Genomic DNA, 25217 nt, shown 5'->3' on the forward strand with positions numbered 1-25217 from the left:
CCATGACCTCTTTTATCGCGGCATTTGTGATCTTGTTAGTCTTCTTTTTGCTCATGTCGATTGGTTATCTCATCAAGCGCAAAGCCGTTGAAGGAAGTTGTGGCGGTTTAGGTGTTCTAGGAATTGAAAAAGCGTGTGATTGTGATGACCCTTGTGACAAACGTAAACGTCGTATGGCCGCTGAAGAAGCGCGTCGTGAGAAGTTAACGAAAGACCGCATTATCTAAATAGTCTTGATTCGATCATAGCCTCCGATTTAGGGGGCTATTTTTTTGCCTCGTATTTTCTTACACGAGTTAATCATTTGAGATTTATCCTTGGGATTAGAGTGGGATAGCAAGTTAATCTAAGCAGGAATGAGAATGCTTTTCATCATTAAGTGGGTGAAATATAAAGATAATTTGAGTTGGTCGATAAATTGTACTAGGCTAGAAGCTTGATTTAGATCAATCTTTTCACGCTTACCAAGGATAGTAACTTATGAAAGGTCATCCTAAAGTGGTTGGGCAACTGAATCGGGTGCTTACCTGTGAGTTGACCGCCATCAATCAATATTTCCTCCATGCCCGCATGTTTAAACATTGGGGCTTAGAGAAGTTAAACCACGTCGAATACAAAAAATCCATCCAAGATATGAAGCACGCCGATAAGCTCATCGAGCGAGTGCTGTTTTTGGAAGGTCTGCCTAATCTGCAACAACTCGAAAAACTTCGCATTGGTGAACATAGCCAAGAGATGCTCGACTGCGATCTGGCCATGGTGCAAGAGCAGCTTACATTGCTGCGTGATGCGATCAGCTTGTGTGAAGCCGAACAGGACTATGTGAGCCGCGATCTGCTGGAAGATATTCTCGAAGACGAAGAAGAGCACTTAGATTGGCTCGAGTCGCAGCAAGAGCTCATTACGCTAACCGGTATTCAAAATTATCTACAATCGCAAATTAGCGACCAATAGGAGCAAGATATGAAAGGCGATAAAGACGTTATCGATGCGTTAAATCGACTCCTAACGGGAGAACTCTCGGCAATGGATCAGTATTTTGTCCATGCCCATATGTACGAAGATTGGGGCCTGAATGAACTCTATGAGCGTATCGCCCATGAGTCAGATGATGAGAAAGCCCATGCAGCCAAATTAGTGCAGCGCATTTTATTCCTCGAAGGTACACCCAATGTTGCCGCCCGTGAGGCATTGAACATAGGTAAAGATGTAGAAGAGATGCTACGTAATGATCTTGCCTATGAATACAAGGTCGCGGACGATTTGCGCAAAGTGATTGCACTGTGTGAGCAGAAGCAAGATTACCAGACCCGCGAAATTCTCGAAGTATTACTCGACGATACAGAGTCTGACCATATGTATTGGCTCGAAAAACAACTTGGGCTTATTGACCGTGTTGGATTGCAAAACTACCTGCAAACTAAGATGTGAGCCTTAGATTGTTAGGTTGAGTAAATACCTAGGCCACTGAGTGTAATGGCCTAGGAAATTCAGTTATTAAGCATGTCTGTTGTTCCTCACGCTTGTCTTGTTCTCTTTCCAGCGCTAGGCCACATCTTATTGGCCCAAATCTATCAGGGATACTTGATTACTGTTTTTATATACAGTATTTTGGCGTTGGAGGAATTCAACGTGCGAAAAATTATTCATATCGATATGGACTGCTATTTTGCTGCAGTGGAAATGCGCGACTTTCCTGAGTACCGTGGCAAGCCTTTAGCCGTAGGCGGCAGTAGCGACCGTCGCGGTGTTATCAGTACTTGCAGTTACGAGGCACGTAAATTCGGTGTACGTTCAGCAATGGCAACGGCTTATGCCTTTAAGTTGTGCCCTGAGCTGATTTTAGTACCAGGCCGGATGCAGGTTTACAAAGAAGTGTCGCTACAAATTCGTGAAATATTTTCCCGCTATACCCAATTAATTGAGCCGCTTTCCTTAGATGAAGCTTATTTGGATGTGAGTGAGTGCCAACAATATAAGGGCTCTGCGACCTTGATTGCCCAAGCAATTCGTCGCGATATCTTAGCCGAAACGGGTTTAACCGCATCGGCGGGTATCGCGCCAGTAAAATTTTTAGCTAAGGTCGCCTCGGATCTGAACAAGCCAAACGGCCAATATGTCATTACGCCAGAGACGCTTTCTGAGTTTGTTAAGACCTTATCGCTGCGTAAAATTCCCGGTGTTGGTAAAGTCACCGCCGAAAAGCTCTCTTCGCTCGGGCTCAATACCTGTGGTGATGTGCAAGCTTATTCTAAACCTGAGCTCTTAGCGCGATTCGGTAAGTTTGGTTGCGTGTTGATTGAGCGTTCCCAAGGCATAGATGAACGGGGTATTTCTGCCGACAGAGAGCGCAAATCAGTGGGTGTTGAAACCACGTTAGCAAAGGATATTTATAGCTTAGAGCAGTGCCAGCAGGTGATGCCGAGTTTGATCCAAGAACTGTCGTTGCGTTTAAGTCGCAGTGCTAAGGAACGCAAAATACATAAACAGGTGGTCAAACTTAAGTTTAACGATTTCAAGCAGACTACAATTGAGCACCGCAGCGATGAAGTCTCGATTGTAATGTTCTATGAGCTACTCGCACAGGCTATGGAAAGGCAAGAAGGCCGCGGCATTCGTCTATTGGGGATTTCAGTTGGCCTTACTGATTCTACTCTTGTCGTCGCCACAAGCTTAAACGGCCAGACTCAGCTGGATTTAGCACTCTAGCCGTTTATTGAGTCGATAAGCCGCAGACTTATGCCTGCATTGGCTCAATAAGCCTCGGGTGGATTCGCCAACATAAAATCAATTAACAGTCTGACTCGTAAGGGCAGGTTGTCTCGATCGCGATACATCAAGTAGGCGGTACGCGGAATACCTTGCCACTCGGGCAGTATTTGAATGAGTTTGCCACTTCGTATCTGTTCACTCGCCATGCTGATGGGTATGAGTCCAATCCCAAGCCCCGCCACCACGGCCTGACAGGCAATCGCCATATCATCGACGGCTAATTTGATATTCCCCCTTGGTTCAAACTCGACATTTTGCCCTGTGCTATTGTGCTGTAAACGCCACGTTTTTGTGGGCTTGGCGATGATAACCGGATGCTGATCCAGCTCTTCAATGGATTGCAGCGCATGCCACTGCGTTGCCGATGTGCTGGTGCAAAGTACAAAGCTAATCGTGGTAAGTGGCCTTGCAATCCAATCGGGATCTTTAGGTTCGCCCACTCGAAAGGCGATATCGATGGCGTTTTCACTGACATCGATATTCATGTTCGACAGACTTAAATCGATATCAATATTGGGATAATGCCGTTGGAAGGCGTTGAGTGATTCACCCAGCCAGCGATAGGTTGTATTGATGGGCGCCGAGATCCGCAATTTGCCAACCGCTTGATGTTTATCCGCATGCAACTCACCAGATACCTGGTTTAACTCGATAAACAGCGGGCCGCAGCGTTCGAGATACCGCTGACCTGTGGCGGTAAGGTTGACTCTATGGGCGTCTCTGTGCGGTAAACGCAGACCTAAGGATTGTTCTAACAGATTGATTCGACGGCTTAAGGTTGAAGGTGGAATGCCTAAGTGCTGCGCCGCGAGCTTAAAACTCCCTTGCTGTGCCACTACCCAAAATAAGCGCATATCGTCTAAGGAATAATTAAGTTTCATATTTGGAATTTAAGCTCTCAATTTTGTTCGTTTTAATAATATATGAAACTTATAAACTAAGCTCAATCCCAATTACCTCCTAGAGGCCGATATGAAATCCCATACACCTTACATGACATTCGTTTGTCTACTGATTTGCGTTTTTAGCTGGGGCAGTGTGTTTCCGATTGCTAAGCGAGTGCTGGAGGAGATGTCAGGAGAGTCCCTCGTCTTCTGGCGTTTTACCATTGCGGCTGTGACTCTAGCGTTATATATCGTTTTTACTCGTCAGGTTTGGCCCAAATTGAGTTTGGCGCAATATATTGTCATAGCGTTAGTGGGTGTGATTGGTGTGGGCGGCTTAAATCTGGCGTTATTTAATGGCCTGCAGCATACCTCTGCTGCCAATGGTGCCTTGATTATGGCACTCAGCCCGCTGGTGACTTCAATCGTCAATGGGCTATTACAGCGTGAATGGCTCAGCAGACAACAAGTGTTTAGCTTAGTGGGCGGATTGGCGGGCGTACTGCTAGTGATCACCAACGGTAGTGTTCAGCAGTTGCTCAACTTTAGTTTTAACCAAGGTGATGTGATGATTGCCGCCGGCATGTTGGCGTGGAGTGGTTATACCATTTGTTCGCAACGGGTCTGCCATTGGTTGCCTGTGTTGCCATTTACCTTGCTGAGTATGATAGCTGCCAGTGTGTCTATGTCCGTGGTTGGGCTTTGCCGAGGTGAGTTTCACCCTTGGCTGGATTTGATGGAACTGTCGGCAACGGCTTTTTCTAGCGTGCTCTACATAGGTTTGTTCGCCACTGTGCTCGGTTATCTGTTTTGGATTAACGGTGTTAAGGCGCTTGGCCCCGCTAAGGCATCGATTTTTTTTAATCTCGTGCCCGTTTTTGCAGCATTAACGGCGTTAGCCATGGGGCAGGCGGTGACGGAAATTCAATTGGTAGGGATGCTGATAGTGATCCTTGCGTTGATGTTACCTATGTTAGTCAACTTACGCGCGGCAAGAGGCTTAGTGGTTAAGCGCTGCTAATCGGTGCTAGCTTTGCTGTTTAAATATAAGGGAGCACCTGAATTCAGATAATCACTGCGACAGGTTTATGCTCCCTTATTCGTTTGAGGGGACCTTTCAAACATCACTGATTTACAAAAGGTAACTTATATAAAAGTTTTCACTCTCAACAAATTACAGTTTAAAGCGGCTGACCAGCGCCGTGAGATTACTCGCCATTGACGAGAGTTGTACGCTTGCTGCGTAGATTTCATCAGTGGTTCTTAGACTTTCCTCCGACTGTTCGGCAATGTGTTGAATATTTTGATGACTCTCGTTGGCCATAGTGGTTTGCGCTTTAGCCGCGAGGGCGATTTGATTGTTCATCTCACTAATTTGGCTGACCATTTCTGCAATATGCGCTAAGGCTTCACCGGCATTACTGGCGGCTTCTACGCTTGAGATAGCCTTTTCATTACCGATATTAATCGCTGCCACAGCGCTTTGAGTGCCATTTTGCACATTGGCGATCATTAATTTAATTTCTTCGGTTGATTGGTGAGTCTTAGAGGCGAGGGATCGCACTTCATCGGCAACCACTGCAAAGCCGCGTCCTTGTTCGCCTGCTCGCGCCGCTTCAATTGCGGCGTTAAGGGCTAATAGATTCGTCTGTTCGGCAATGGCTTGAATCACCTCGAGCACGCGGCCGATATGTTGGCCTTCCTGTTCGAGTTTATTGATCTGCATTTCTGCCGTGCCTACATCTCCCGCAAGTTCACGAATCACATTGATGGTTTTTTTCACTCTTGCCTGACCGTCGGCGGTAAATACGTCGGCTTGTTTAGCTGCATCGGCGGCATGACTGGCACTGACTGATACTTCTTGCACTGATGCGGCAATATGATCGCTGGCATCGGCGATTCTGTGGGTTGCAGCTTGTTGATCCATTAAGTTATGTTTTGCTGATGCGCTGGTTTTGGCTAGACCTTCGGCAGCGGTGTTGAGTTCTGATGTAGACTGTTTAAATTGCGAGATAATGCCATGTAAGTTATCGAGAAAATGATTGAATGCCTTGGCGAGATCACCAAGCTCGTCTTTAGAGGTTAAGTGGACTCGTTCGGTCAAATCGCCATCACCATCGGTAATGTCGTGGATTTTTGCGAGTAAAACCGCCAGCGGTTTGCTGATGAGTTTAGGCAGTGCAACGATAAAGAGTATGCAGATCAAGAGACTGATGGCTAAGGCAATTAACTGCATCTGTTGTCCATGATTGGCATCATCATCTACTTGGGCTATCGCTGCGGTAGTATTACTATTTAAATCATTGATTAAATGATTAATGTTCTGGTGTAATTGCTCGAATTGCGTTGCTGCTTGACCGAAACTAAGATCAATCGCCGTCGTTCTACCGTTACGGCCATTTTGGGTGCGTTGATTACTGATTTCTGTGGTTGTCGCTCGCCAAGTATCGAAACTGCGATTCAATTCATTGAGCTTATCTTTAGCGATGGGACTTGTAGTCACATCGGCAAACTTATCAATATGTTCTTTAACGAGAGAGATACTATTAGTGTGCTGCTTTAAAAGGTCGTTGTAAGAGTCTGTGCCCACGTTAACAAACATCAGGCTGCGCTCGGCCACTTGAGCTTGATAAAGCTCTTTATCGGCTTGTAGTAGTTCAGATTGGCTAGGTAAGTATTCAAGCGCGAGTGTATTCGCGCTGTGATTTAAGGCTTTGAGTCCTAAAATGCCAGTTGAAGAGGCGAAGATGACTACGCCAGCGAGTAGCAGACTTGGATAAGTCAGTTTCTGATTAACGGATAGATCTTTATACCATTCCATAGTCACGCCCTCCTTGATTGATGCACTGAAAAGGTGAGAGCCGCAGTAACCTCTGTGGTAAGAGGATGCAGCCCATCACTGGCGTTCTCTGGTAATTAGAGTCCAAATTGATCTAGGTTGATCCCAATCGTGATAGCACCAATTGCAGCATCGCCATCCATCACTGGAATAGAAATTTGTACTAGATAGGCTTGGGAGCTCTCGTCAAATTTGACCGGACCTATGTGTTTATCGCCTTTGCCATTGGCGAATGATTTTTGCCATTTATCCTCATCACCCTGCCAATAATCTGAAGTTTTACTGATCATGGCGACGTTCGCGCCTTGATTGTCCATGAGGAAAATTTCTTGGTAGTAAGGTTTGCTGGCTTCGAAGGTCGTGAGAAACTTGGCCGCTTCGTTGTTCATCAGGGATGACATAAAGTCATCAATACCTGCGGTGGCAATCCATTTCTCATCTAATGTTTTGATTGAATCTAAGCTTTTGCCTTGGGCGTTTTGCGCTTTAACGGCATTCACCAGTACCACTTCTCTGCCTAATGGCATCAGTGAATCGGCTAGGTCGATAACGGCTTTGGGGACTTCTTCGGCGAAACTGAGGTTACTGCTGAGCAGTAGTGCGGCGGCAGACAAGATTTTACCAAATTTCATGATCTCTATTCCTTAAGGTCACAGTATTGAAGGGGAAAGCGGTTATCTCTAAAAGCGCGATAAGCAAAAATACGTTAGGGTCAGACAGAACAACTATAGTAGAAAATTCAAGTTATTCAGTTCTTTCATAAAAATTTTATCGATGGCATTTCTAAACAAATAGAATCCGCGGTAAAAAATAAGGCCACATCTGACTTGATCTGATGTGGCCTTGAATTGAGTGAGCTTGGGTGAGGTTAGAACATTAAGCCTTGACTGGAATGCGCTCGAGTACGGCTAATAATAATGTCCAATATTGGCCGACTGTGGTGATGTTTACCATTTCGTCTGGACCGTGTGGATAGCGAATGGTGGGGCCAATCGAGACCATGTCCATGTCTGGATAGGGTTTCTTGAATAGGCCGCACTCGAGACCCGCATGGATCACCATGATCACTGGCTCTTTGTGGTAAATGTCTTGATAGGTTTCGCGCACTATTGCCATTACAGGTGAGCTGTTATCTGGCTTCCAGCCTGGGTAAGCACCGCTTAAATCGATATCGGCTCCGGCTAAGTTGGTCAGCGCAGTTAACATGCCTTCGACTTGAGTACGGCCAGAATCGATCAGCGAGCGGATAAGGCACAGGATAGTGACTTCTTCATCGTTAGTGCTGATAACGCCAACGTTGAGCGAGGTTTCAGTCACACCTTCGACTTCATCACTCATGCGGATCACGCCGTTCGGGCACACATGCAGCAAATCGATCAGGGTATTTTGGCTGTTTTCGCTCATCACACGTTTTGGCGTTGGGATAGTGTTTAACACTAAACGCATATCGGGATCGGCAATGGCGAGTTCGGTGCGGATAAGCGCTTCAAACTCAGCGACTTTTTCGTTTAAGGCGCTGACGTTTTCTTCTGGCAACATAAAGCTGATGTTGGCTTCCCGTGGGATCGCATTACGCAGTGAACCGCCGCTAAATTGGGTCAACTCCAATGCTAAATCATCTGCGTTTTCAAAGAGGAAACGCGCTAATAACTTGTTGGCGTTGCCGCGACCTAAGTGAATGTTCACCCCAGAGTGACCCCCTTTTAAGCCTGATAAGTGCAGGCTAAAGGCTGAGTAACTTTGCTCAGAGGCTTGCCACACCATAGGCAGGGTGATTTGAGCATCGACACCGCCGGCGCAGCCCATGTAGATTTCACCTTCTTGCTCTGAGTCGGTATTGATCAGAATGTCAGCGTCTAACATGCCCGCCTGTAAACCGAAGGCGCCTGTCATGCCCGCTTCTTCATCTATCGTCAGCAGCACTTCTAATGGACCGTGCTTGATATCATCAGAGCCTAAAATGGCTAAAGCCGATGCCATGCCAATACCGTTATCTGAACCTAAGGTTGTACCCTTGGCTTTAACCCAATCGCCATCGACATAAGCTTCGATAGAATCTTTAGTAAAATCATGCACTTTATCGGCATTTTTTTGTGGCACCATATCGATATGGGCTTGAATAACCACGATTTTACGATCTTCCATACCCGGCGTCGCAGGTTTACGGATGATCACGTTGCCAACGGCATCCTCAACGACGGCAAGTTGTTTGCTTTTAGCCCACGCTTGAATGTGCTGGCTTAATGCTTGCTCATGCTTAGATGGATGGGGAATCGCGCAAATTTGTTCGAACCATTGCCATAATGGCTGCGGGTATAACTGACTTAAGGCTGTCACTTGAGTGTCCCTCATAAGGTCTTGTGGGTATAGGGCAAATTTGCGGCCATTCTACCACATTCTGTGCAGCCAAATAATCTCAGCGTCACAGGCTTTTGGTGAGCTGGCAGCCAAAGTTTCCAGTTCGATTTTTTCTGGGAGTGTCGGTACCACTTTTAGATTGGTAATTAAGCGATAGAGCGGGAATAATGCAGGCACAATAATGAAAAAGGATGGGTCATGTTTCAAGTTAACTTCGTTGATGTAAAAGCAGAAAATGCCATTTTTGATGGTGAAGGCTGGGATGCGGTTGTGGTGGTGACGCCCGATCTGGATTCTATCGGTTTTGATGAGATAGGTTTATTGGCTCAGCACGGTGCCCACGTGGATAAGCGCGTGGGTAAGAGCCCGACATTATTGTTTGCCCCAGGGCTTGCGGGAGGGCGTTTGATCATTGCCCCTGTCACCCAAGTGAATGACGAGTATGTGGACGTGCGAGTCTATGCCAATGCTGCAAGGGCAGCGATTGCCATTGCAAAAGACGCAGGTGCAAAACGTCCATTGTTATATGTAGTGCCATCGAAGGACTCACGTTTTAGTTTTGCCTCTGAAGTCGCAGCATTAGCTTGCGGTCAAGAACTGTGGCAAACCTTAGAGCTGCGTGAAGCGACTGGTTTAACGCCTGCATTTGAGTCTATAGGGTTATTATCTTCATCAACCCATAACAGCAATTTGCTCAATGCCTTAGAAGCGGGCCGCGTATTAGCGCGGGATTTGTGTGGTACTGAACCTGAGCGCATGTCGGCTAAAGCCTTTGCGGACTATTGTTTGCAATCCTTTGCGGGCAGCGTGATCAAAACCGCTGTGGTGGAAGACAGAGATATTTTAGAGCGTGATTATCCGCTGCTCAGTGCTGTGGCGCGTTCTTCTTTTGCCGTCGGTCGTCATCAGCCTCGCGTGGTGAAACTAGAGTATCTGCCAGAGGGTCAAGTGACTCGCACTTTCCTGTTTGCGGGTAAGGGCGTGATTTACGATACCGGCGGCGCCGATCTGAAAGTCGGCGGCGCTATGGCGGGTATGAGTCGTGATAAAGGCGGCGCTTCTGCCGTAGCGGGTTTATTTAAAACTCTGTCAATGCTCAAGCCTAAAGGTATTCGAGTGATTGCCGAGTTAGGTTTAGTGCGTAACAGCATAGGCAGCGAAGCCTTCGTGACCGATGAAATTATTACGAGCCATGCGGGTGTGCGGGTACGAATTGGTAATACGGATGCCGAAGGGCGCTTAGTACTGGCGGATTTACTGAGCCATTTACGCATCAAAGCCGTGTCGGCGGTGAAGCCTGAGATGTTTTCGGTAGCAACACTCACAGGTCATGTCGTACGTTGTTATGGCAGCTATCCCGCGGCGGTGGAAAACTCAGTAGCGAGTTCACAGCAATGCGCTGTCACTTTACAGCAGCAGGCGACTCAATGGGGCGAACCCTTTGAAGTGTCTACATTACGCCCTGAAGACTTCGCTAAGATCCGCGATGTGTCAGGCGCTGCTGAAATATTATCTTCCAATAATGCGCCATCATCGATTACCGCCCGTGGACATCAGTATCCCGCGGCGTTTTTACTGAAAGCCTCTGGACTATTTGATCATGGGGTTAATGCCCCTATTCCCTTGGCTTACACACACTTAGATATTGCAGGCAGTGCAACAGAAGGTGATCCGCTCTACGGCAAACCTACAGCGAGTCCGCTGGTGGGCTTGTATCAATATCTGATCAATCGCTAACGATTTGTGGTAACAAATAGAAATAATTCTGTAATATCTTATTTATTAGATATTTACAGGGTTATTTCTGTTTTTCTGTGAAGCAGGTCGCCATTAACCTCACTATAATTGTGTAATTTAATTACATTAAAAAGCCTTAATCAAAAAAAATACAAATAAAGGTTGTAATAAAACTACAAATCCATATAATTACTTTCGTGGATTAGGCACTACACCTTTCCTCTCTAGTCTATCCAGGATGGATATTTTTCTCCAAGGACCTGAGTGACAAGTCGTCTCAACGGATATGAGAATCTCTAGTTCCAAGGAACCGAGCCAAGCTTCACTAGAGTACTTAATCACAACTAATTTAGGAGTATTGACTATGTCTTATACAGGCAACAACCATATTTATTGGCAAAACACTTGGTTTAACACTGATGTTTTGCGTGGCGGTTTATTCGCCATGAGCTTTAAGGCCTAACCCTCCTTAAAGTTTGAGTTTCCATCATCCATCAACCTTTGTATCGCCTTTTTTGGCGTGTTTAGACTCAAGTAGCATATTGATGTTTTTGCATGGATATGCCAGGTTTTTCCCGCTAGCGCGGTAATGTACTTCCCCGAAAGGGACGCTTGAAATATGTCTTTGCCTGCTCATTGAGCAGGCTTTTTTTTGTCTTTTTTTTGCTTAAGCGTTTAACGGTTTTGCCTGATGGTAATGAGCGTAAATGGTTCGTGTTAGAAGTGATGCGGTATGGACAACAAATGGATATGGGGTTCAATATACAAGCTATCGGCTTATCGCTTGTGATACTTGTTACTCAGGGACTGTTTATGGACACTAAGCTGTTTTTTCAAAATGGTAAGTTAACACTGGATATCAACCCCAGTGAGATGCGAATGTCGCATTGGGTTTATGCGCCTGTGTTAATCAATACTGAAACGGCGGAAGTGCTTTTTGATTTATCAGGGAAGGGCTGGGATTTTCGGTCTGCAGAAGAAAATGGTGATGACATCATTTTAAAGCTTGCCCGTTATCCTGATGCGAACAATGTATTTAGGCTCGTTCTGAATATATCAAAAGACCGAGCAAGCCTTAACGGTAATATTTTTTCAATTAATGATGTATGTAAGGTATTAGAGGATATTGTCTAACAAGTGATATATAGATGTTTTAATTTTTATATATAAATCATAGTCTTTAATCTGCAAAGATATATGCGGCAAACCCTACCCAACTTAGTAGTAAAAGCGTTATGGCAATCCAAGTCGCGGTGGTGAACTGACGTTGAGATTCGAATAACTCGTCTGAATCCTCTAGTTCATCAGTGTCATTAACTGTGCGAGATTTTGCTCTCAACTGTTGTTTACGTGCTTTATCCCGTTCGCGAGCTTTGGCTTTTTGCAGCTTTTTATATTCAGCTATGCCTTTTTCTATCCCTTGGGCAATGAGTTTAGTTTGCTCTTTGGTTTGGCCCGGCTTTTGGGTGGCTTTGGCTGCGACCAGTGCTTCTTGTTGAGTTTCTGTTGAGATAGTGGGTTTCATCTGGGCTCTGCCTAAATTAATGCGGCTGCGGCTGCGGCTGCGGCTAAAAGGTGATAGCTAAAAGTGTAAACGCAGCGATTATACCCACATTAGACCTCAAAAATGTAAGATGAATATCTTCTTTCCATTAAAAAATCAGTGGATGTCCACCCTGTGGGGCGGGGATATATACGGGCTCGTAGTCCCATACTTCCCTAATGGTATCAACCGACAGAGCATCGGATGGCGTGCCTTCACTGACGATTCGCCCTTGTTTTAACACAATTAATTGATCGCTATAGCGCGCGGCTTGGTTTAAGTCATGTAGTACCACTATTACAGTGTAGCCTTGTTGGTGAGCTAAGTTTTGGGCTAACTCAAGTACTCTGTGCTGCTGGGCAAGATCCAACGCCGATGTTGGTTCATCCAGTAATAGTACGGGCGGAAACGGCGATTGCCTGAGTTGAGTCAAGACTCTGGCGAGTTGGACTCGCTGTTTCTCGCCGCCTGAGAGGGTTGGATAGCTGCGCTTAGCCAGATGGGTTAAGCCCACTTGCGCCAGTTGCTCGGCAACTAACGCATCACCTTCTATCTTACTGATGGTTAAGGGATATAAACCCATTGCTACGACTTCTGACACAGTGAAGGGAAAGGTGAGGCTGGCGTGTTGCGGCAGTACAGCTAAGGATTTTGCCAGCTCTCTCCTAGGCCAATCCGCCAGCTGGCTATGGCCTAGCCGTATACTTTGCCTTGGTGTGCTGATTTCTTGGCAAAGGGCTTTAAGCAGGGTGGATTTACCCGCACCATTTGGGCCGAGTAGGGCGGTTACTGCACCCGATTGAAACTGTACATTAATATCACTGAGCACGGTTTTTGGACCGATGCTGACATCGAGCTGACAAATGCTGAGCTGGGTGCGATCAAATTGCGCCTTGGCTGAATAAGTTGTCGATTGTGATGGTTGATTTGCAAAGGATGTTGCAGCCATAAAAACTCGCTTAGATTAGCTTACTGCGTTGTTGCAGTAGTAAAAAGATGAAGAAAGGCGCACCGATGAGCGCGGTGACGAGTCCAACGGGTAACTCGGCAGGCGGTAAAAAAGCGCGCGCGCCGATATCGGCCAATGCCAATAGGGCTGCACCTAAAAGTGCGCTGATGGGCAGCAGTTGGCGATGATCTGGGCCTAACATCATGCGCACTAAATGCGGCACGACGAGGCCGATAAAGCCGATAATTCCTGTTGCAGCTACACTTACGCCAACCCCTAAGGCGCAAAGCAAAATAAGCCTAAGTTTGAGCCTATCGACATCTATCCCTAAGTGGCGTGCTTCGGATTCGCCAAGCAGCAAGGCATTGAGTGCCGCCGCATCTTGGTGAAATCGCCAACTCAGTAGCGCTAAGGTCACAAGACACAGACTGACATATAGCCACTGCGCACCTGCAATCGATCCCATTTGCCATAGGGTTAAGTCACGTAGCGCCATGTCGTTGGCAAGATATGTGAGAACACCTATTCCTGCGCCTGCCAGCGCAGCTATGGCAACACCCGACAAAAGTAATAATACGACCGATGTACCTGTTGGGCTGCTGGCGAGTCGGTAGACGATAAGGGTGGTCACTAATCCCGATGCAAACGCACTGATGGGGATCATCAACGGATTTGCGTTGGGTAGCAGCACGATACAGATGGCTGCGCCAAGTGCTGCGCCGGATGACACTCCGATAATACCGGGATCCGCTAAGGGATTGCGAAAAAGCCCCTGCATTACCGCGCCGCACTGTGCGAGCGTAGCGCCTACTGCTAACGCCAGTAATGTCCGTGGTAAGCGCACATTGTTGATTACCAGTTGCTCGTGGGGCGCAATATTGCCGATATTTTGCTGGGTAGCCCAATTGAACACTGCATTTAGGGCGTCGACAAAGCTGATGCTAACAGGGCCAGTGCTGACCGAGAGTAAGCCACTGAGGGCTAACAGTGTGACTAGACTCGGCCAGAGCCAGCGGTTGAGGAACATCTCAAATATCCTTTCTATTTTTATCTGGGGTTAATTAGTGCTAACTGTACTCATCGTTGCGTTTGTGAATGGTTTTGCTTGAGCAATGTGCTGGCGAGCGTATCCGCGGCGCTTATGGCACTGATGCCTAAACCACCGAGAAGGGCTTGCGGTGCTAATGTTTGAATATGGCCGTTTTCACCTGCTGGGGTATGGGCGAGTAGTGGCATCTCTTTCAACAGTTCTTGGGCAATTTGTGCATTGGTTTGATCTGTGTTTTTATCGCTACGCTTTGACAGCAAAATAATGTCGGGCTGCAAGGACAGAATTCCTTCTTGAGACATGCTTTTGTAGCCATCAAACTCGGCGATATTTTGTGCGCCAGACAGCTCGATAATAGTATCTGCGGCTGTGCCTTTACCGCCAACCCGAGCACCGCGGCCTTCTTGTAATAGCATGAAGAGAATTTTTGGCTGAGAGCCCGCATCGCGCACTTGTTGTTTTTTACCCGCTAAGCTTTGCAGTTGTTGATGTAAATCTTGTTTTAATTTAACCGCATGTTCTTGGCGATTGAGTAAGTGACCTAAGGTATCCACATTGTTCATCAGTTGTGGTTCATCATTTGTTGCGGGTAATTGCACAACTTGGATATTCGCCTGTTTTAATACCTTTAGTGTGGTTTCTGGTCCCATCACATCTGAACCGACAACCAGCGTTGGGGAGAGGGCAATAATGCCTTCGGCGGAGAGCATTCTGTGATAACCAAGCTTAGCCACATGGCTCAAACTTTCAGGCACATAGCTGGTGGAGTCGATGGCAACTAGTTCATTGCCTGCGTCGAGGGCGAGCACGAGCTCTGTGACTCCTGTACCCGCACTCACGAGTCTTATCTCTGGCTCGGCACTCAGTTCAGCGCTAAAAACGCTTGAGGATAGTAAGGCCGTAAGTGCTGATGTGAAAAACATCAAATTTTTTAATGTCTTATATGTGCACTTATGTTGATAACGCTGAACTCTGGAACCTTTTTTACTGGTATTTTAGTTGCTTGAAACAACATGGTTAAACTCCTAATACAACTTGTTCGCGACAGGCTTAGATGCCGTTTTTTGATATCAGACTTTTGCTTTCTCGTTTAAATGGCGGGTTCGGATACGCTAATGCTCCATCAAAATTTGGGTCTGACTGATGGACTGCGTCTGCAATAGTGCAAGCAGTTGCATCAAAGGTTCCACTGGCGCGGCTTTGTCGGCGGCAATGACAACCGTCGCCTTCGGCATAGTCTGAAAATGTGCAGTAAATTCAGTGGTAAAAGTGGCTAAGTCATCAAACTCTTTGCCATCAATAGCCCAATAAGGCGCTGTTGCCATGATATTGATGGCAATTGTTTGTTTGTTGTCGATTGCCGTGATAGCTGAGCTTGGGCTTTGTGGCACATCTACCGGCAAACTCAATAATTGGCTATTTGCCGTCAGTAGTAAAAACACCAGCACGATAAAAATAATGTCGATTAACGCGGTTAAATCTAGGCTCGGAAGTTGCTCAGGCGAAGCAATGCCAGCCTGCGATAAGAATGATTTATCTGCACTTATCATGTCTGTGGCTCAATTTGAGAATGGGGCTTGGATGCCAATTTTTGCTCGACGCTGGTTTTACTGACTCGGGTGAATGCTTGGTAATGATTGGCATCAATTGAAATATCTTCGATACCCGCTAACCAGAGATTGAGTTGATTGAGCACATGCCCAGCGCGCAGGCATTGGCCTTGAGCCCAGATCCCAAAAAGATGGGCGGCGGTAATGGCGGGCACGGCGATCATGAGTCCGGCAGCTGTGGTGTTCATCGCAAGGCCCAGTCCAGCACTGAGTTGTGCTGGAGTGACGGGGCCTTGTGATTGCCCGAGTTGGGCAAACATTTCGATGAGTCCCAATACTGTGCCGAGCAAACCGAGTAGTGGACTAATGATGCCAATCACTTGTAAAACCTTGAGTCCGGCTTGCAAGTCGCGTTGTTGCTTATTGAGCCACAGACTGAGTAATTCTTCCCTTAGCACTTTTGGCTGGTGGACTTGTTTGAGTAATAAGGTCGCGCCACGGGCGAGTAAATCTTGCTGTGCGCTGGTTTGCGCTAGCAGCGCGCTGACGTTTTCAGTGGTTGCCGCTGAGCTTGATTGACGCAATGCTTTTACCCAGGCCTGTTTTTGGGGCCAGATTGACAGCAGAGTTTGATGCAAAAACAAGGCGCTACGTTCAAGGCAGATCATCAAAGCTAAAAAAGCACATAACAACAAGGGCCAAGTGAGCACGCCGAGTTGAGTCTGTAGGGTTGAAAAATCAGTTACGGGCATTAAGCCTCTCCAATCGATTGAAAAATAAGTTTTATATGTAAGTTAGTAAAACAAAAATCAGGCTAGTTGTGCGGTGGCTAATTCCCTACGAGCTAACTCTCCACGGGCTAACTTTTCAGTGGCAACATTGGGCCTGTTAGTTGAGCGCGAAGCGAATAGGCACTCTGACCTTATAATGACTCGCTAGCCTTTGCGCTGGCGCCGCAAATTGCCAGTTTTCAACTGCATCTAACGCGGCTTGATCTAACAGACTGAACCCTGAGCTTTTTACTAACGTCAGTGCCAGTTGCTCACCAAGTTCGTTAAACATCACTTCTATGGTTGCGGTGCCTTCTAGCCCTTTTTTACGCGCTATCTTTGGATAAGTCGGTTGCGGTGGTGCTGCAGCGAACAGCGGTTTGGCTAATTCCACTATGTTAGTTTGGGCACTGTCAGTTGTTACACTGGCTACATTTGGGGTCGCTTTTGCATCAACTTCGGCTGCGTTAGTGATTAAATCCATTTGTGCAGTTTTGGGTTCTGTTTGTTGTTCAACTTGTTCGAGTCGCTTATGTGCTAAAACGCTTGGATTTAAAGCAATTGGTTCTAAAGCGTTCGTCACTAAAGGGTCCGTATTCGGATGATTGTTAGCCGTGGGTTTTGTTGCTGAAGATTTTTTGGCGATTTGGCTGTCAATTCGTTGATCAGCTTTAGTTTTCGGGATAACCACCTTATCGACAGATCCTACAGTTGATACTTTTTGCGCTGTACTGTTTTTTTGCACTGTACTGTTCACAGTGGCTACTTTGGCGTCTGTTTGCTTGATGGGCTCTGCATTTGTGTTGCTTGCAGCGCTAGTCGCGGTAGAAAAATTAAGGGTGACAGTATTTGCGCTGGGAGTGAGCGGTGCTTGATTTACGCTCGATGTTTGGGCGCTTGGCTGCATAGTCATAGCGGGTTGCGAGGCGATAACACCCGTCTGGATGGCAACCGTTAACGCGCCAAAGGCAAGATATCGTTTTGGTGTCACAGCAACCTCTTTTTCCAATGAAAGCCATTTTCCTAATTAAGATATCTCAATATAAACAAGATCGCAAATGATAATGATTTGCATTTGATATATTTTATTATCTCAGGTAGAGTGCCTGCAATAGCTCGAATGAGCGCTTAAAAAAGCAGCTAAACCGACAATTTATCCTACTTTATGGGTACTGATTGCCTTGGGCTCGATCTGGAAGAGGCTCAATCTCGAAAGGGCCAAATCTGGAACAGACTCAATCTCGAAAGGATTGGCGTCTGGAAAGAGAGTCTAGGCTCAGTAATAAATTGTACGGAAACAGCTGAATATCACTTGAGGATGAAGAGATGAAAAAAAAGCCGTTAGTGATCGCCATGGCGATAGCACTGAGTGGTACGGCCCTAAGTTTTACGTTAGCGGCAGAGGAAAGTGTTAAGCCTGTTGTTCAACAGGATGTGAATAAAAAACTGGTCACAACAGAATTTGATGAAGTATTGGTGAGTGCAACACGCATCAGTGAAAAAGCCTCCGAAACCAGCCGTAGCGTGGCAGTGGTGGATGAAGAGCAACTTACGGTCGCCCAAGCATCATCAGTTGCCAATGCCCTTAAAAATGAGGCGAATATTACGTTGACTAATGGCCCAAGAGCTTCATCTCAAGGGGTTGAAATCCGTGGTTTAAGTGGCGATCGTGTGTTGCAAACAATTGACGGTGCAAGACAAAATACCAGCTCTGGTCACAGAGGTACCTACTTTATGGACCCTGAGTTGCTCAAATCCATCGAAGTGCTGCGCGGCCCTGCCAGTAGCTTGTGGGGCAGTGGTGCCCTCGGTGGCGTCGTAGCGCAGAATACTAAGTCGGCACAAGATTTTTTAGCGCAAGATGAGACCTTTGGTGGCTATTTCAAACAAGGTTATGAGACCAATGGCTCCCGCACTAAAACCAGTGGCGCTATCTATGGTCAACAAGACAGCATCGATTGGTTACTCAATGGTGCCTATTACGATTCAAACAATATAAAAACCGGTAATGACGAAACTCTAAACAACAGTGCATCCCAAGGCAGCAGTGGTTTAGCTAAATTCGGTTGGCAAGCCGACGAGGCATCACGGTTAGAGTTATCTGCAAGAGCTAGCAAAAACAATGAATTAGTACCGAGTAATCCTTCTGCTGCTGTGAGTAGTTCAGTGCCTTTGGTGCGCCGCAAGACTGACGATCAAAACCTCACCCTAAACTACAGTCTCAATCCTGCTAATAACCCGTATCTGGATACTAAGATGCAAGTGTATTGGAACAGTACCGACTACGATGAAGACCGTATTACGAAAGGTCAGCAAGACAGTACTGAGTTCCGCACTGTGGGGATTAACCTTAATAACAGTTCGCGTTTAGGCAATACTCTGTTGACCTACGGGGTCGATGGTTTTCGCGATACCATAGAAACGACGCGTGATGATTCGGGCCAAGTGGGCCAGCGTCCAGAGAATATCGATGGTGAAACCACAGTATGGGGCGCTTTTACGCGTGCGGATATCGAGCTGACTCAGACGTTAAATCTTGATGCGGGTCTGCGTTATGACAGCTTTAAAAATGACAGCCATAATCTCAACTTATCCTCAGATGACAATGAGTTATCACCATCGCTTGGCTTGGTGTGGCAGACTCAGCCTTGGTTGACCTTAAGTGCCCGTTACGATCAAGCCTTCCGCGCACCTACGGTAGAGGAAATGTTCTCCAGCGGCACCCATTATTGTATCCCGCCAATCCCCGGATTTTTACCCCAAGGTTTATGTAACACCTTCGCGGTGAATTCAGATCTAAAAGCAGAGACTGCGCGCAATAAAGAAATCAAAGCGGACTTACGTTTCAGTGAGTTAGCGGGTGATGATGAACTGGCGCTAACGTTTAACGTTTTCCGTAACGATGTGGACGATTTTATCGTGCAGCAAGTGTCTAATCCTTGGCGTGGCATTCCTGGATTCGAGCAAACGACCTCATGGAATAACGTTGAAGATGCACGTTTAACAGGTTTTGAAATTAGCGGTCGTTACCGTATTGGCCAAACTCGCTTAGCGATGAATTACGGCCAAACCCATGGCGAAGATCGTCAAACGGGCGATGATATAGAAGATATACCCGCCAATAAGTTCAATGTCGATTTATCCCAAGGCATTATGGAAGGCGACATGAAACTCGGCACTCGCGTCACTTATGTGGCGACTCAGTCGAATACGCCTGACGGCTTTAAAGTGGCGAAATACGACGATTACACCCTATGGGATGTGTATGTTGCGTGGGAGCCGACTATGGGCGCGATGGCGGGTGTGAGAGTGGATTTCGCAATCGAAAATATCGGTGATGAGAAGTATCAACAAGCGTGGCAAACCTTGTATCAACCGGGTCGTAATATGAAGTTATCGGCGCGCTATATGTTCTAAGCCACTCAATAGTCACTACCGCTGGAGACAGTAAAATGAAGATGACACTCGATACCGAGCTCGATGTCGCGCCAGATTTAAACTCTGAGCAACGTCAGCTAAGTGAGCAACATGCGCAATTGCGACAACGATTTGAACAACAAGCTGATTTAATGCCAGCGCAGCTCGCCAGTGAATTAGGCATTGCCGAGCTTGAAGTGGTCGCTGCATTGCCGCCCGAACAAGTGGTGTTTGTTCCGTTAACTCAGCTTGATACCTTACTGCAAGCCTTACCCAAATGGGGAAAGTTAACCACTATTGTGATGTTATCTGGCAGCGTATTTGAATTTAAAGGGGATTTCCCCGAGGGAAAATACGCCCACGGTTATTACAACCTATACAGCAAGGGGGACGGTTTGCATGGGCATCTCAAATTAGATGCTATGCGCGGCATCGCCTTGATCAGCAGACCTTTTAGAGGCAGCGAGAGCCATTCGATTAACTTTTTCGGCAGTGAAGGTGAGGTCGTATTCAAAGTGTATTTAGGTCGTGATAAACAAAGAGCGCTGTTTCCTGAGCAAGTTCGCCAATTTAAAGCGCTCGTGACTGCCTTTGCCTCGGTGTAATCACACCTCTGAATTGAAGTATTAACGACAGTATTTAAGGAAAACAGCAAATGAAGCCTGAAATTACCGAACAAGAACAGCGTTTAAGAGACAAACTCTTACCCGAAATTGAAGCCTTTAAACAGCAGCGCGAAACTCTGCAACTGGCCACCATTGGTACAGATGGCCAGCCGAATGCGAGTTATGCGCCCTTCGCTCTGGCCGATGATGGTTTTTATATTTTGGTGAGTGACTTAGCCCGTCACGGTCATAATTTAAAGCACTCATCTAAGGTCTCTGTGATGTTAGTTGAAGACGAAACTGCGGCCAAATCGGTTTTTGCCCGCAAGCGTTTAACCTTCGATGCGATTGCCGAGGCAGTGCCCCGCGATACGCCCGCCTTCAGCAAAGGTGTTGGTGTGTTATCGGCACGTTTTGGCGAAATGTCCGATAACCTTGCGGCGTTAACCGATTTTAACTTATACAAGCTCGCGCCCCATCAGGGTCTTTACGTCAAAGGTTTTGGCCAAGCGTTTAGCCTGAGCGGCGCAGAGTTGTTAGATGTGGATTGGAAGCGCGATGGCCACCACGGCACGCCAAAAACGCCGGAAAACAAGCAAGTTGCTTAAGCCGCGTCAAGCTATTGTAATAAAACAAACCCGCACTCGCTGCGGGTTTGTTTTATGCTTTTCTTTTGAGTAAAACCATACAGCCCTTGAATTCCACTGCAAGAGGTAGCATTTCACTTATATGCTTTAAGTCATGCTGCGCGGTTAACGGCTGCAGATGATCCCATTCATGCTGATGTTATATTTGAATTGCCTTACCTACCTCAAGGATGCCACCCGTGACCGAGCCGACACACGAACTCGCCAAATCTTCCGAACCCATTAAAGCGGGGGCTGAGCCATTGCCCGAAAAGTTAATTCCAGTCACGTCTACAACAAGCGCTGATACATCAAAGGCTAAATGGACCTCGGCGCAGCAAAGATCGGTATTGCCTTGGATTATGGGTTTTCTTAAACCCTACAAACTGAAAGTTGTCGCGGCGATTATCTGCTTGATGATAGGGTCGCTCGCTTGGTTATCATTGGGCCAAGGTGTGCGCTTGATGGTCGATGAAGGCTTTGTAAGGGATAATGCGCAGCGGCTGAATGAAATCATACTGTTAGTGCTCGGAATTACCGCCGTCAGTGGCACAGCTGTGTTTTGCCGCTTCTACTTGATGACTTGGCTTGGCGAGCGGGTCAGCGCCGATATTCGTCTCACTGTTTACAATCAACTGCTTAAACTTTCTCCCGCCTTTTACGCTAAGGTGCGCACCGGTGAAGTGATCTCCCGTTTTACCGCCGATTCTACTTTGCTACAAACTGTGGTGGGTTCGAGTCTTTCCATGGCGCTGCGCTCTAGCGTAACTGTGCTTGGTGGTTTAGTCATGATGGGTATCACTAGCGTTAAGATGACATTGCTGGTGTTGTTGGCGGTGCCCTTAGTGTTAGGGCCGGTGATCTTTTTTGGTCGCAAAGTCCGTACGCTGGCGCGAGAAAGCCAAGATAGGGTTGCTGATCTCGGCGCTTATGTTGATGAAACACTTCATGAAATTCATACGGTACAAGCCTATGGGCATGAAGATAAAGACCGTAGCTTGTTCAATCGCCGCGTCGAAGATGTCATGTCTGCGGCCAGTGGCCGGATCCGTTACCGTGCCTTATTGATCTCAACCGTGATGTTTTTAAGTATCGCCGCAATTGCTATGGTGACTTGGGTCGGTGCCCACGATGTGATGGCGGGTAAGATGACGGGCGGTGAGTTATCTGCCTTTATGTTTTACGCTGTGATGGTTGCGGGCGCAGTGGCGACCATTAGCGAAGTGATAGGCGAAATTCAGCGGGCTTCTGGCGCCGCCGAACGTTTAATCGAACTGGCTGAAACACAAGTGGATATTCCCGTTGCAACTCATCCTGTGAGTTTACCCGCCAAGGTCAGTGGCGAGTTAATGATTGAAGGGCTCAATTTTGCCTATCCAGAGCATGATGCCTTAGTGCTAAAACAGCTCAATATGGCTATTGCCGCGGGTGAGCGGGTTGCCTTAGTCGGGCCAAGTGGCGCGGGTAAAAGTACCTTGTTCCAGTTATTGCAACGCTTTTATGTGCCTAGCGCTGGCAGTATTCGACTGGAAGGTATTGATATTGCAAATCTTCTTCCGCAGGAGTTGCGGTCGCAGTTTGCTCTAGTGCCGCAGGACTCGGTGATTTTTGCGACTAGCGTACTTGAAAACGTGCGTTATGGTCGAGTCGATGCCACCGAGCAAGAAGTGATAGATGCCTGTATTGCGGCCCGTGCCCACGAGTTTATTAGCGAGTTTACTGAAGGTTATCAAACCTATTTAGGTGAGCGTGGTGTGCGGCTTTCTGGTGGACAAAAGCAACGTATTGCCATTGCGCGGGCGATTTTAGCCAACAGACCGATATTGTTACTCGATGAAGCGACCAGCGCTTTAGATGCGGTAAGCGAGCAGAAAGTGAAGCAAGCGCTGGATGTATTGATGGCGGGTAAAACGACTTTGATTATTGCTCACCGTTTATCGACGGTAATCAATGCCGATAGGATTTTTGTGTTTGATAAGGGCGAGATTGTCGCCAGCGGTCGCCACCAAGAGCTGATGCAATCTAATGCGTTATATCGTGAATTTGCCAGTCTGCAATTGTTAACCGAAGAGGCCAATGCCAGCGCCTTGAATGAGACCATTTAGGTAAAATAAAACCCAGTCGCTAGCTGAAACGCTCAGGCTAGCTTACTGGGTCTTTTATTGTGTTTTTGTTTCTTAGCTTTGCCTTTAAATGCGTTTTTTAAGCTTTATCTTTTAGCTCGCGGCGCAGAATTTTGCCGACGGTACTTTTAGGTAATTGCGCCATAAATTCAATGACTTTTGGCAATTTATAGGCGGTTAACTGCTCGCGGCAATAGGTTAGAATGGCCTCTTTAGCCTGTTGATGATCTTGGCTATCATCCTTAAGCACGATAAAGGCTTTAACCGCTTCGCCCGAGTGTTCATCTTTTACTCCCACCACGGCGCATTCGATCACATTAGGGTGGCTCGCTAGGACGTTTTCCACTTCGTTGGGATAGACATTAAAACCTGAGACTATGATCATATCTTTTTTACGATCAACTATTTGGTGGAAACCTTCCGCTGTTGCTATGGCAATATCCCCAGTTTTGAAGAAGCCATCTTGAGTCATAGCATTGGCGGTTTCCTGCGGATTATTCCAATATCCCCGCATGACTTGTGGGCCGCGTGCGGCTAATTCTCCGGCCTTACCTAAGGGCACTTCAATGTCGTTTTCATCTAAGAGTTTAACCTCAGTGCCAATCACAGGTTTACCAATAGTGCCTAGTTTTTGATAACCGGGTGCATTGAGTGAAATCACCGGCGAAGTTTCAGATAGCCCATAACCTTCACTGATTATGTTGCCTGTCGTCTGTTGCCAAATGTTGGCCGCCGCGGCTGTCAGTGCTGTGCCGCCCGAGATGGTGATTTTTAAATGGCTAAAATCGAGTGCTTTAAACTCGGGTTGATGGCATAGGGCGACAAACAGAGTATTGAGTCCTGCAAATCCAGTGAAGGGATATTTGGCGAGTGTCTTAATTAAGCCGCTAATATCCCGTGGATTTGGAATTAATACCGAGCAGCCGCCACACTCGAAATACAGCACTAAGTTCACCATAAACGCATAAATATGGTAAATCGGTAGCGGTGCAACGAAGATATCTTCCCCTTCGGTGATCACGCTCGCGATGCGGGATTTTACCTGCGCCGCATTAGCGAGCATATTGCCGTGGGTCAACATGGCACCTTTAGATAATCCAGTGGTGCCGCCCGTATATTGCAACGCCGAGAGGTCGTCGAGATTTGAGATAAATCGGCTAAAGGGGAGTTCTGCCCCTTGTTTTAAAATTTGGCAAAACTCCACATTCTTCAGGCCTGTCTTAGGCTGTACGTGCGGATCGATCAAATCTAAAGGGTGGGTTGAAATGACGTATTCTATTTTGGTGCTGTCGATGACTTTGGCTAAGGTCGGTAATAGATCGGATAACACCACGATCGCTTTGGCACCTGAATCATTGAACTGATGGATGAGCTCACGTTCGGTATATAGGGGATTAGTGTTAACTAAGATAAGCCCAGCCCTGATTGCGCCGTAGGCTGCGATGACAAATTGGGTGATATTAGGCAATTGAATGGCGATGCGATCGCCCGGTTTGAGTGTGGTCTTATTTTGTAAATAGGCGGCAAAGTAACGAGAATCGCGTTCTATCTCGTTAAAACTGCTGGTTTTACCGAGACAGGCATAGGCGGGTTTATCACCGTAACGCAGGCTGGTTTTCTCGATCAGATCGACCAGTGATGAGTAGTTTAGTTTGAGTTGAGAGTCTTGATCGTATGCCATGCTGAACTACCTCAAAGATGATGTTTATTAGTTGTTATTATTTTGGAGTTAAACAGGTGTTTAGATTAGAGGGTGTTAGCACTAGAGGTCAATGCTTATCGCGAAAAACATCTTTATGCCAATAACGGTATCTTTATGTAACAAATAGTATTTTTACTCTAAAGCTGAGTGCTTAACTATAGCTTAGTTATCTAATGAACCACAAAACCTAAATAAGAGTTGAAGGAAAGACAATTTAAAATTTGTAACCGTTATGTTTCTAAGGATTAAGATTGAATCTGCTCAATTTGCTTTGTCTATGCGCCGTTTAACGGG

General features: G+C 46.7%; 23 protein-coding genes. 11 read left to right on the plus strand and 12 right to left on the minus strand.

What is annotated here, in order from left to right; translation table 11 throughout:
* Positions 1-2: 2 nt before the first annotated feature.
* The 4 genes from nqrM to dinB all read left to right on the plus strand — a co-directional run bounded on the left by nqrM (position 3) and on the right by dinB (position 2709).
* Positions 3-227: a (Na+)-NQR maturation NqrM gene (gene nqrM, locus HGO26_RS10215; protein WP_105250019.1), complete on the plus strand. Its 225-nt coding sequence runs from the start codon at positions 3-5 to the stop codon at positions 225-227.
* A 253-nt stretch (positions 228-480) separates the two neighbouring features.
* The gene (gene bfr / locus HGO26_RS10220; protein WP_006080475.1) at positions 481-954 is read left to right on the plus strand and encodes a bacterioferritin; all 474 of its coding nucleotides are present in this window, start codon (positions 481-483) and stop codon (positions 952-954) included.
* 9 nt (positions 955-963) lie between these two features.
* The gene (gene bfr, locus HGO26_RS10225; RefSeq protein ID WP_011918791.1) at positions 964-1431 is read left to right on the plus strand and encodes a bacterioferritin; all 468 of its coding nucleotides are present in this window, start codon (positions 964-966) and stop codon (positions 1429-1431) included.
* Between the two features lie 201 nt (positions 1432-1632).
* Entirely contained in the window at positions 1633-2709 is a 1077-nt protein-coding gene (gene dinB, locus HGO26_RS10230; RefSeq protein WP_168824974.1) for a DNA polymerase IV, read from the plus strand.
* Between the two features lie 44 nt (positions 2710-2753).
* On the opposite strand, the gene HGO26_RS10235 is transcribed toward dinB, so the two are convergent.
* Positions 2754-3653 carry a LysR family transcriptional regulator gene (locus tag HGO26_RS10235; protein WP_168824976.1) on the minus strand — a complete coding sequence of 300 codons (900 nt, stop codon included), beginning with the start codon at positions 3651-3653 and terminating at the stop codon, positions 2754-2756.
* A 91-nt stretch (positions 3654-3744) separates the two neighbouring features.
* Between HGO26_RS10235 and HGO26_RS10240 the strand changes: the two genes are divergently transcribed.
* Positions 3745-4677 carry a DMT family transporter gene (locus tag HGO26_RS10240; protein WP_168824978.1) on the plus strand — a complete coding sequence of 311 codons (933 nt, stop codon included), beginning with the start codon at positions 3745-3747 and terminating at the stop codon, positions 4675-4677.
* 153 nt (positions 4678-4830) lie between these two features.
* Here the strand turns inward: HGO26_RS10240 and HGO26_RS10245 are convergent, their stop codons facing one another.
* From HGO26_RS10245 to HGO26_RS10255, 3 genes are all read right to left on the minus strand, one after another.
* Positions 4831-6477, minus strand: a complete 1647-nt coding sequence (locus HGO26_RS10245; protein ID WP_168824980.1) for a methyl-accepting chemotaxis protein — start codon at positions 6475-6477, stop codon at positions 4831-4833.
* A 95-nt stretch (positions 6478-6572) separates the two neighbouring features.
* Positions 6573-7127 carry a cache domain-containing protein gene (locus tag HGO26_RS10250; protein ID WP_028761558.1) on the minus strand — a complete coding sequence of 185 codons (555 nt, stop codon included), beginning with the start codon at positions 7125-7127 and terminating at the stop codon, positions 6573-6575.
* A gap of 244 nt (positions 7128-7371) precedes the next feature.
* On the minus strand, positions 7372-8832 hold the full coding sequence (locus HGO26_RS10255; protein WP_168824982.1) for a beta-Ala-His dipeptidase: 1461 nt from the start codon (positions 8830-8832) through the stop codon (positions 7372-7374).
* Positions 8833-9051: 219 nt separating this feature from the next.
* Between HGO26_RS10255 and HGO26_RS10260 the strand changes: the two genes are divergently transcribed.
* Positions 9052-10590, plus strand: coding sequence for a M17 family metallopeptidase (locus HGO26_RS10260; RefSeq protein ID WP_168824984.1), 1539 nt, complete (start codon positions 9052-9054; stop codon positions 10588-10590).
* A 612-nt stretch (positions 10591-11202) separates the two neighbouring features.
* Positions 11203-11724, plus strand: a complete 522-nt coding sequence (locus tag HGO26_RS22360; protein ID WP_231466260.1) for a hypothetical protein — start codon at positions 11203-11205, stop codon at positions 11722-11724.
* Positions 11725-11770: 46 nt separating this feature from the next.
* Here the strand turns inward: HGO26_RS22360 and HGO26_RS10270 are convergent, their stop codons facing one another.
* From HGO26_RS10270 to HGO26_RS10300, 7 genes are all read right to left on the minus strand, one after another.
* The gene (locus tag HGO26_RS10270; RefSeq protein ID WP_028761554.1) at positions 11771-12115 is read right to left on the minus strand and encodes a DUF2956 domain-containing protein; all 345 of its coding nucleotides are present in this window, start codon (positions 12113-12115) and stop codon (positions 11771-11773) included.
* Between the two features lie 127 nt (positions 12116-12242).
* Positions 12243-13082 carry a heme ABC transporter ATP-binding protein gene (locus HGO26_RS10275; RefSeq protein ID WP_028761553.1) on the minus strand — a complete coding sequence of 280 codons (840 nt, stop codon included), beginning with the start codon at positions 13080-13082 and terminating at the stop codon, positions 12243-12245.
* 10 nt (positions 13083-13092) lie between these two features.
* Positions 13093-14109 carry a FecCD family ABC transporter permease gene (locus tag HGO26_RS10280; RefSeq protein ID WP_028761552.1) on the minus strand — a complete coding sequence of 339 codons (1017 nt, stop codon included), beginning with the start codon at positions 14107-14109 and terminating at the stop codon, positions 13093-13095.
* Between the two features lie 50 nt (positions 14110-14159).
* On the minus strand, positions 14160-15053 hold the full coding sequence (locus HGO26_RS10285; protein WP_168824986.1) for an ABC transporter substrate-binding protein: 894 nt from the start codon (positions 15051-15053) through the stop codon (positions 14160-14162).
* Between the two features lie 189 nt (positions 15054-15242).
* A complete protein-coding gene (locus HGO26_RS10290; protein WP_168824988.1) occupies positions 15243-15680 on the minus strand; it encodes an ExbD/TolR family protein in 438 nt (145 codons plus the stop codon).
* Positions 15677-16432 carry a MotA/TolQ/ExbB proton channel family protein gene (locus tag HGO26_RS10295; RefSeq protein ID WP_113939886.1) on the minus strand — a complete coding sequence of 252 codons (756 nt, stop codon included), beginning with the start codon at positions 16430-16432 and terminating at the stop codon, positions 15677-15679. Before HGO26_RS10295 ends, HGO26_RS10290 begins: the two co-directional genes overlap by 4 nt.
* A 136-nt stretch (positions 16433-16568) precedes the next feature.
* Positions 16569-17441: a TonB family protein gene (locus tag HGO26_RS10300; RefSeq protein ID WP_168824990.1), complete on the minus strand. Its 873-nt coding sequence runs from the start codon at positions 17439-17441 to the stop codon at positions 16569-16571.
* A gap of 335 nt (positions 17442-17776) precedes the next feature.
* On the opposite strand from HGO26_RS10300, the gene HGO26_RS10305 reads away from it, so the two are divergent.
* The 4 genes from HGO26_RS10305 (at position 17777) to HGO26_RS10320 (ending at position 23203) form a co-directional block, all read left to right on the plus strand.
* Positions 17777-19867, plus strand: a complete 2091-nt coding sequence (locus tag HGO26_RS10305) for a TonB-dependent hemoglobin/transferrin/lactoferrin family receptor (RefSeq protein WP_168824991.1) — start codon at positions 17777-17779, stop codon at positions 19865-19867.
* A 35-nt stretch (positions 19868-19902) separates the two neighbouring features.
* A complete protein-coding gene (gene hutX, locus HGO26_RS10310; RefSeq protein ID WP_168824993.1) occupies positions 19903-20472 on the plus strand; it encodes a heme utilization cystosolic carrier protein HutX in 570 nt (189 codons plus the stop codon).
* 50 nt (positions 20473-20522) lie between these two features.
* On the plus strand, positions 20523-21080 hold the full coding sequence (hutZ, locus tag HGO26_RS10315; protein WP_028761546.1) for a heme utilization protein HutZ: 558 nt from the start codon (positions 20523-20525) through the stop codon (positions 21078-21080).
* A gap of 218 nt (positions 21081-21298) precedes the next feature.
* Positions 21299-23203 carry an ABC transporter transmembrane domain-containing protein gene (locus tag HGO26_RS10320; protein ID WP_168824995.1) on the plus strand — a complete coding sequence of 635 codons (1905 nt, stop codon included), beginning with the start codon at positions 21299-21301 and terminating at the stop codon, positions 23201-23203.
* 97 nt (positions 23204-23300) lie between these two features.
* Here HGO26_RS10320 and HGO26_RS10325 read toward each other — a convergent pair whose 3' ends face one another.
* Positions 23301-24902, minus strand: coding sequence for an AMP-binding protein (locus HGO26_RS10325; protein ID WP_168824998.1), 1602 nt, complete (start codon positions 24900-24902; stop codon positions 23301-23303).
* Between the last annotated feature and the right edge of the window lie 315 nt (positions 24903-25217).

The organism is Shewanella oncorhynchi, assembly GCF_012584455.1.
Lineage (GTDB): Bacteria > Pseudomonadota > Gammaproteobacteria > Enterobacterales > Shewanellaceae > Shewanella > Shewanella oncorhynchi.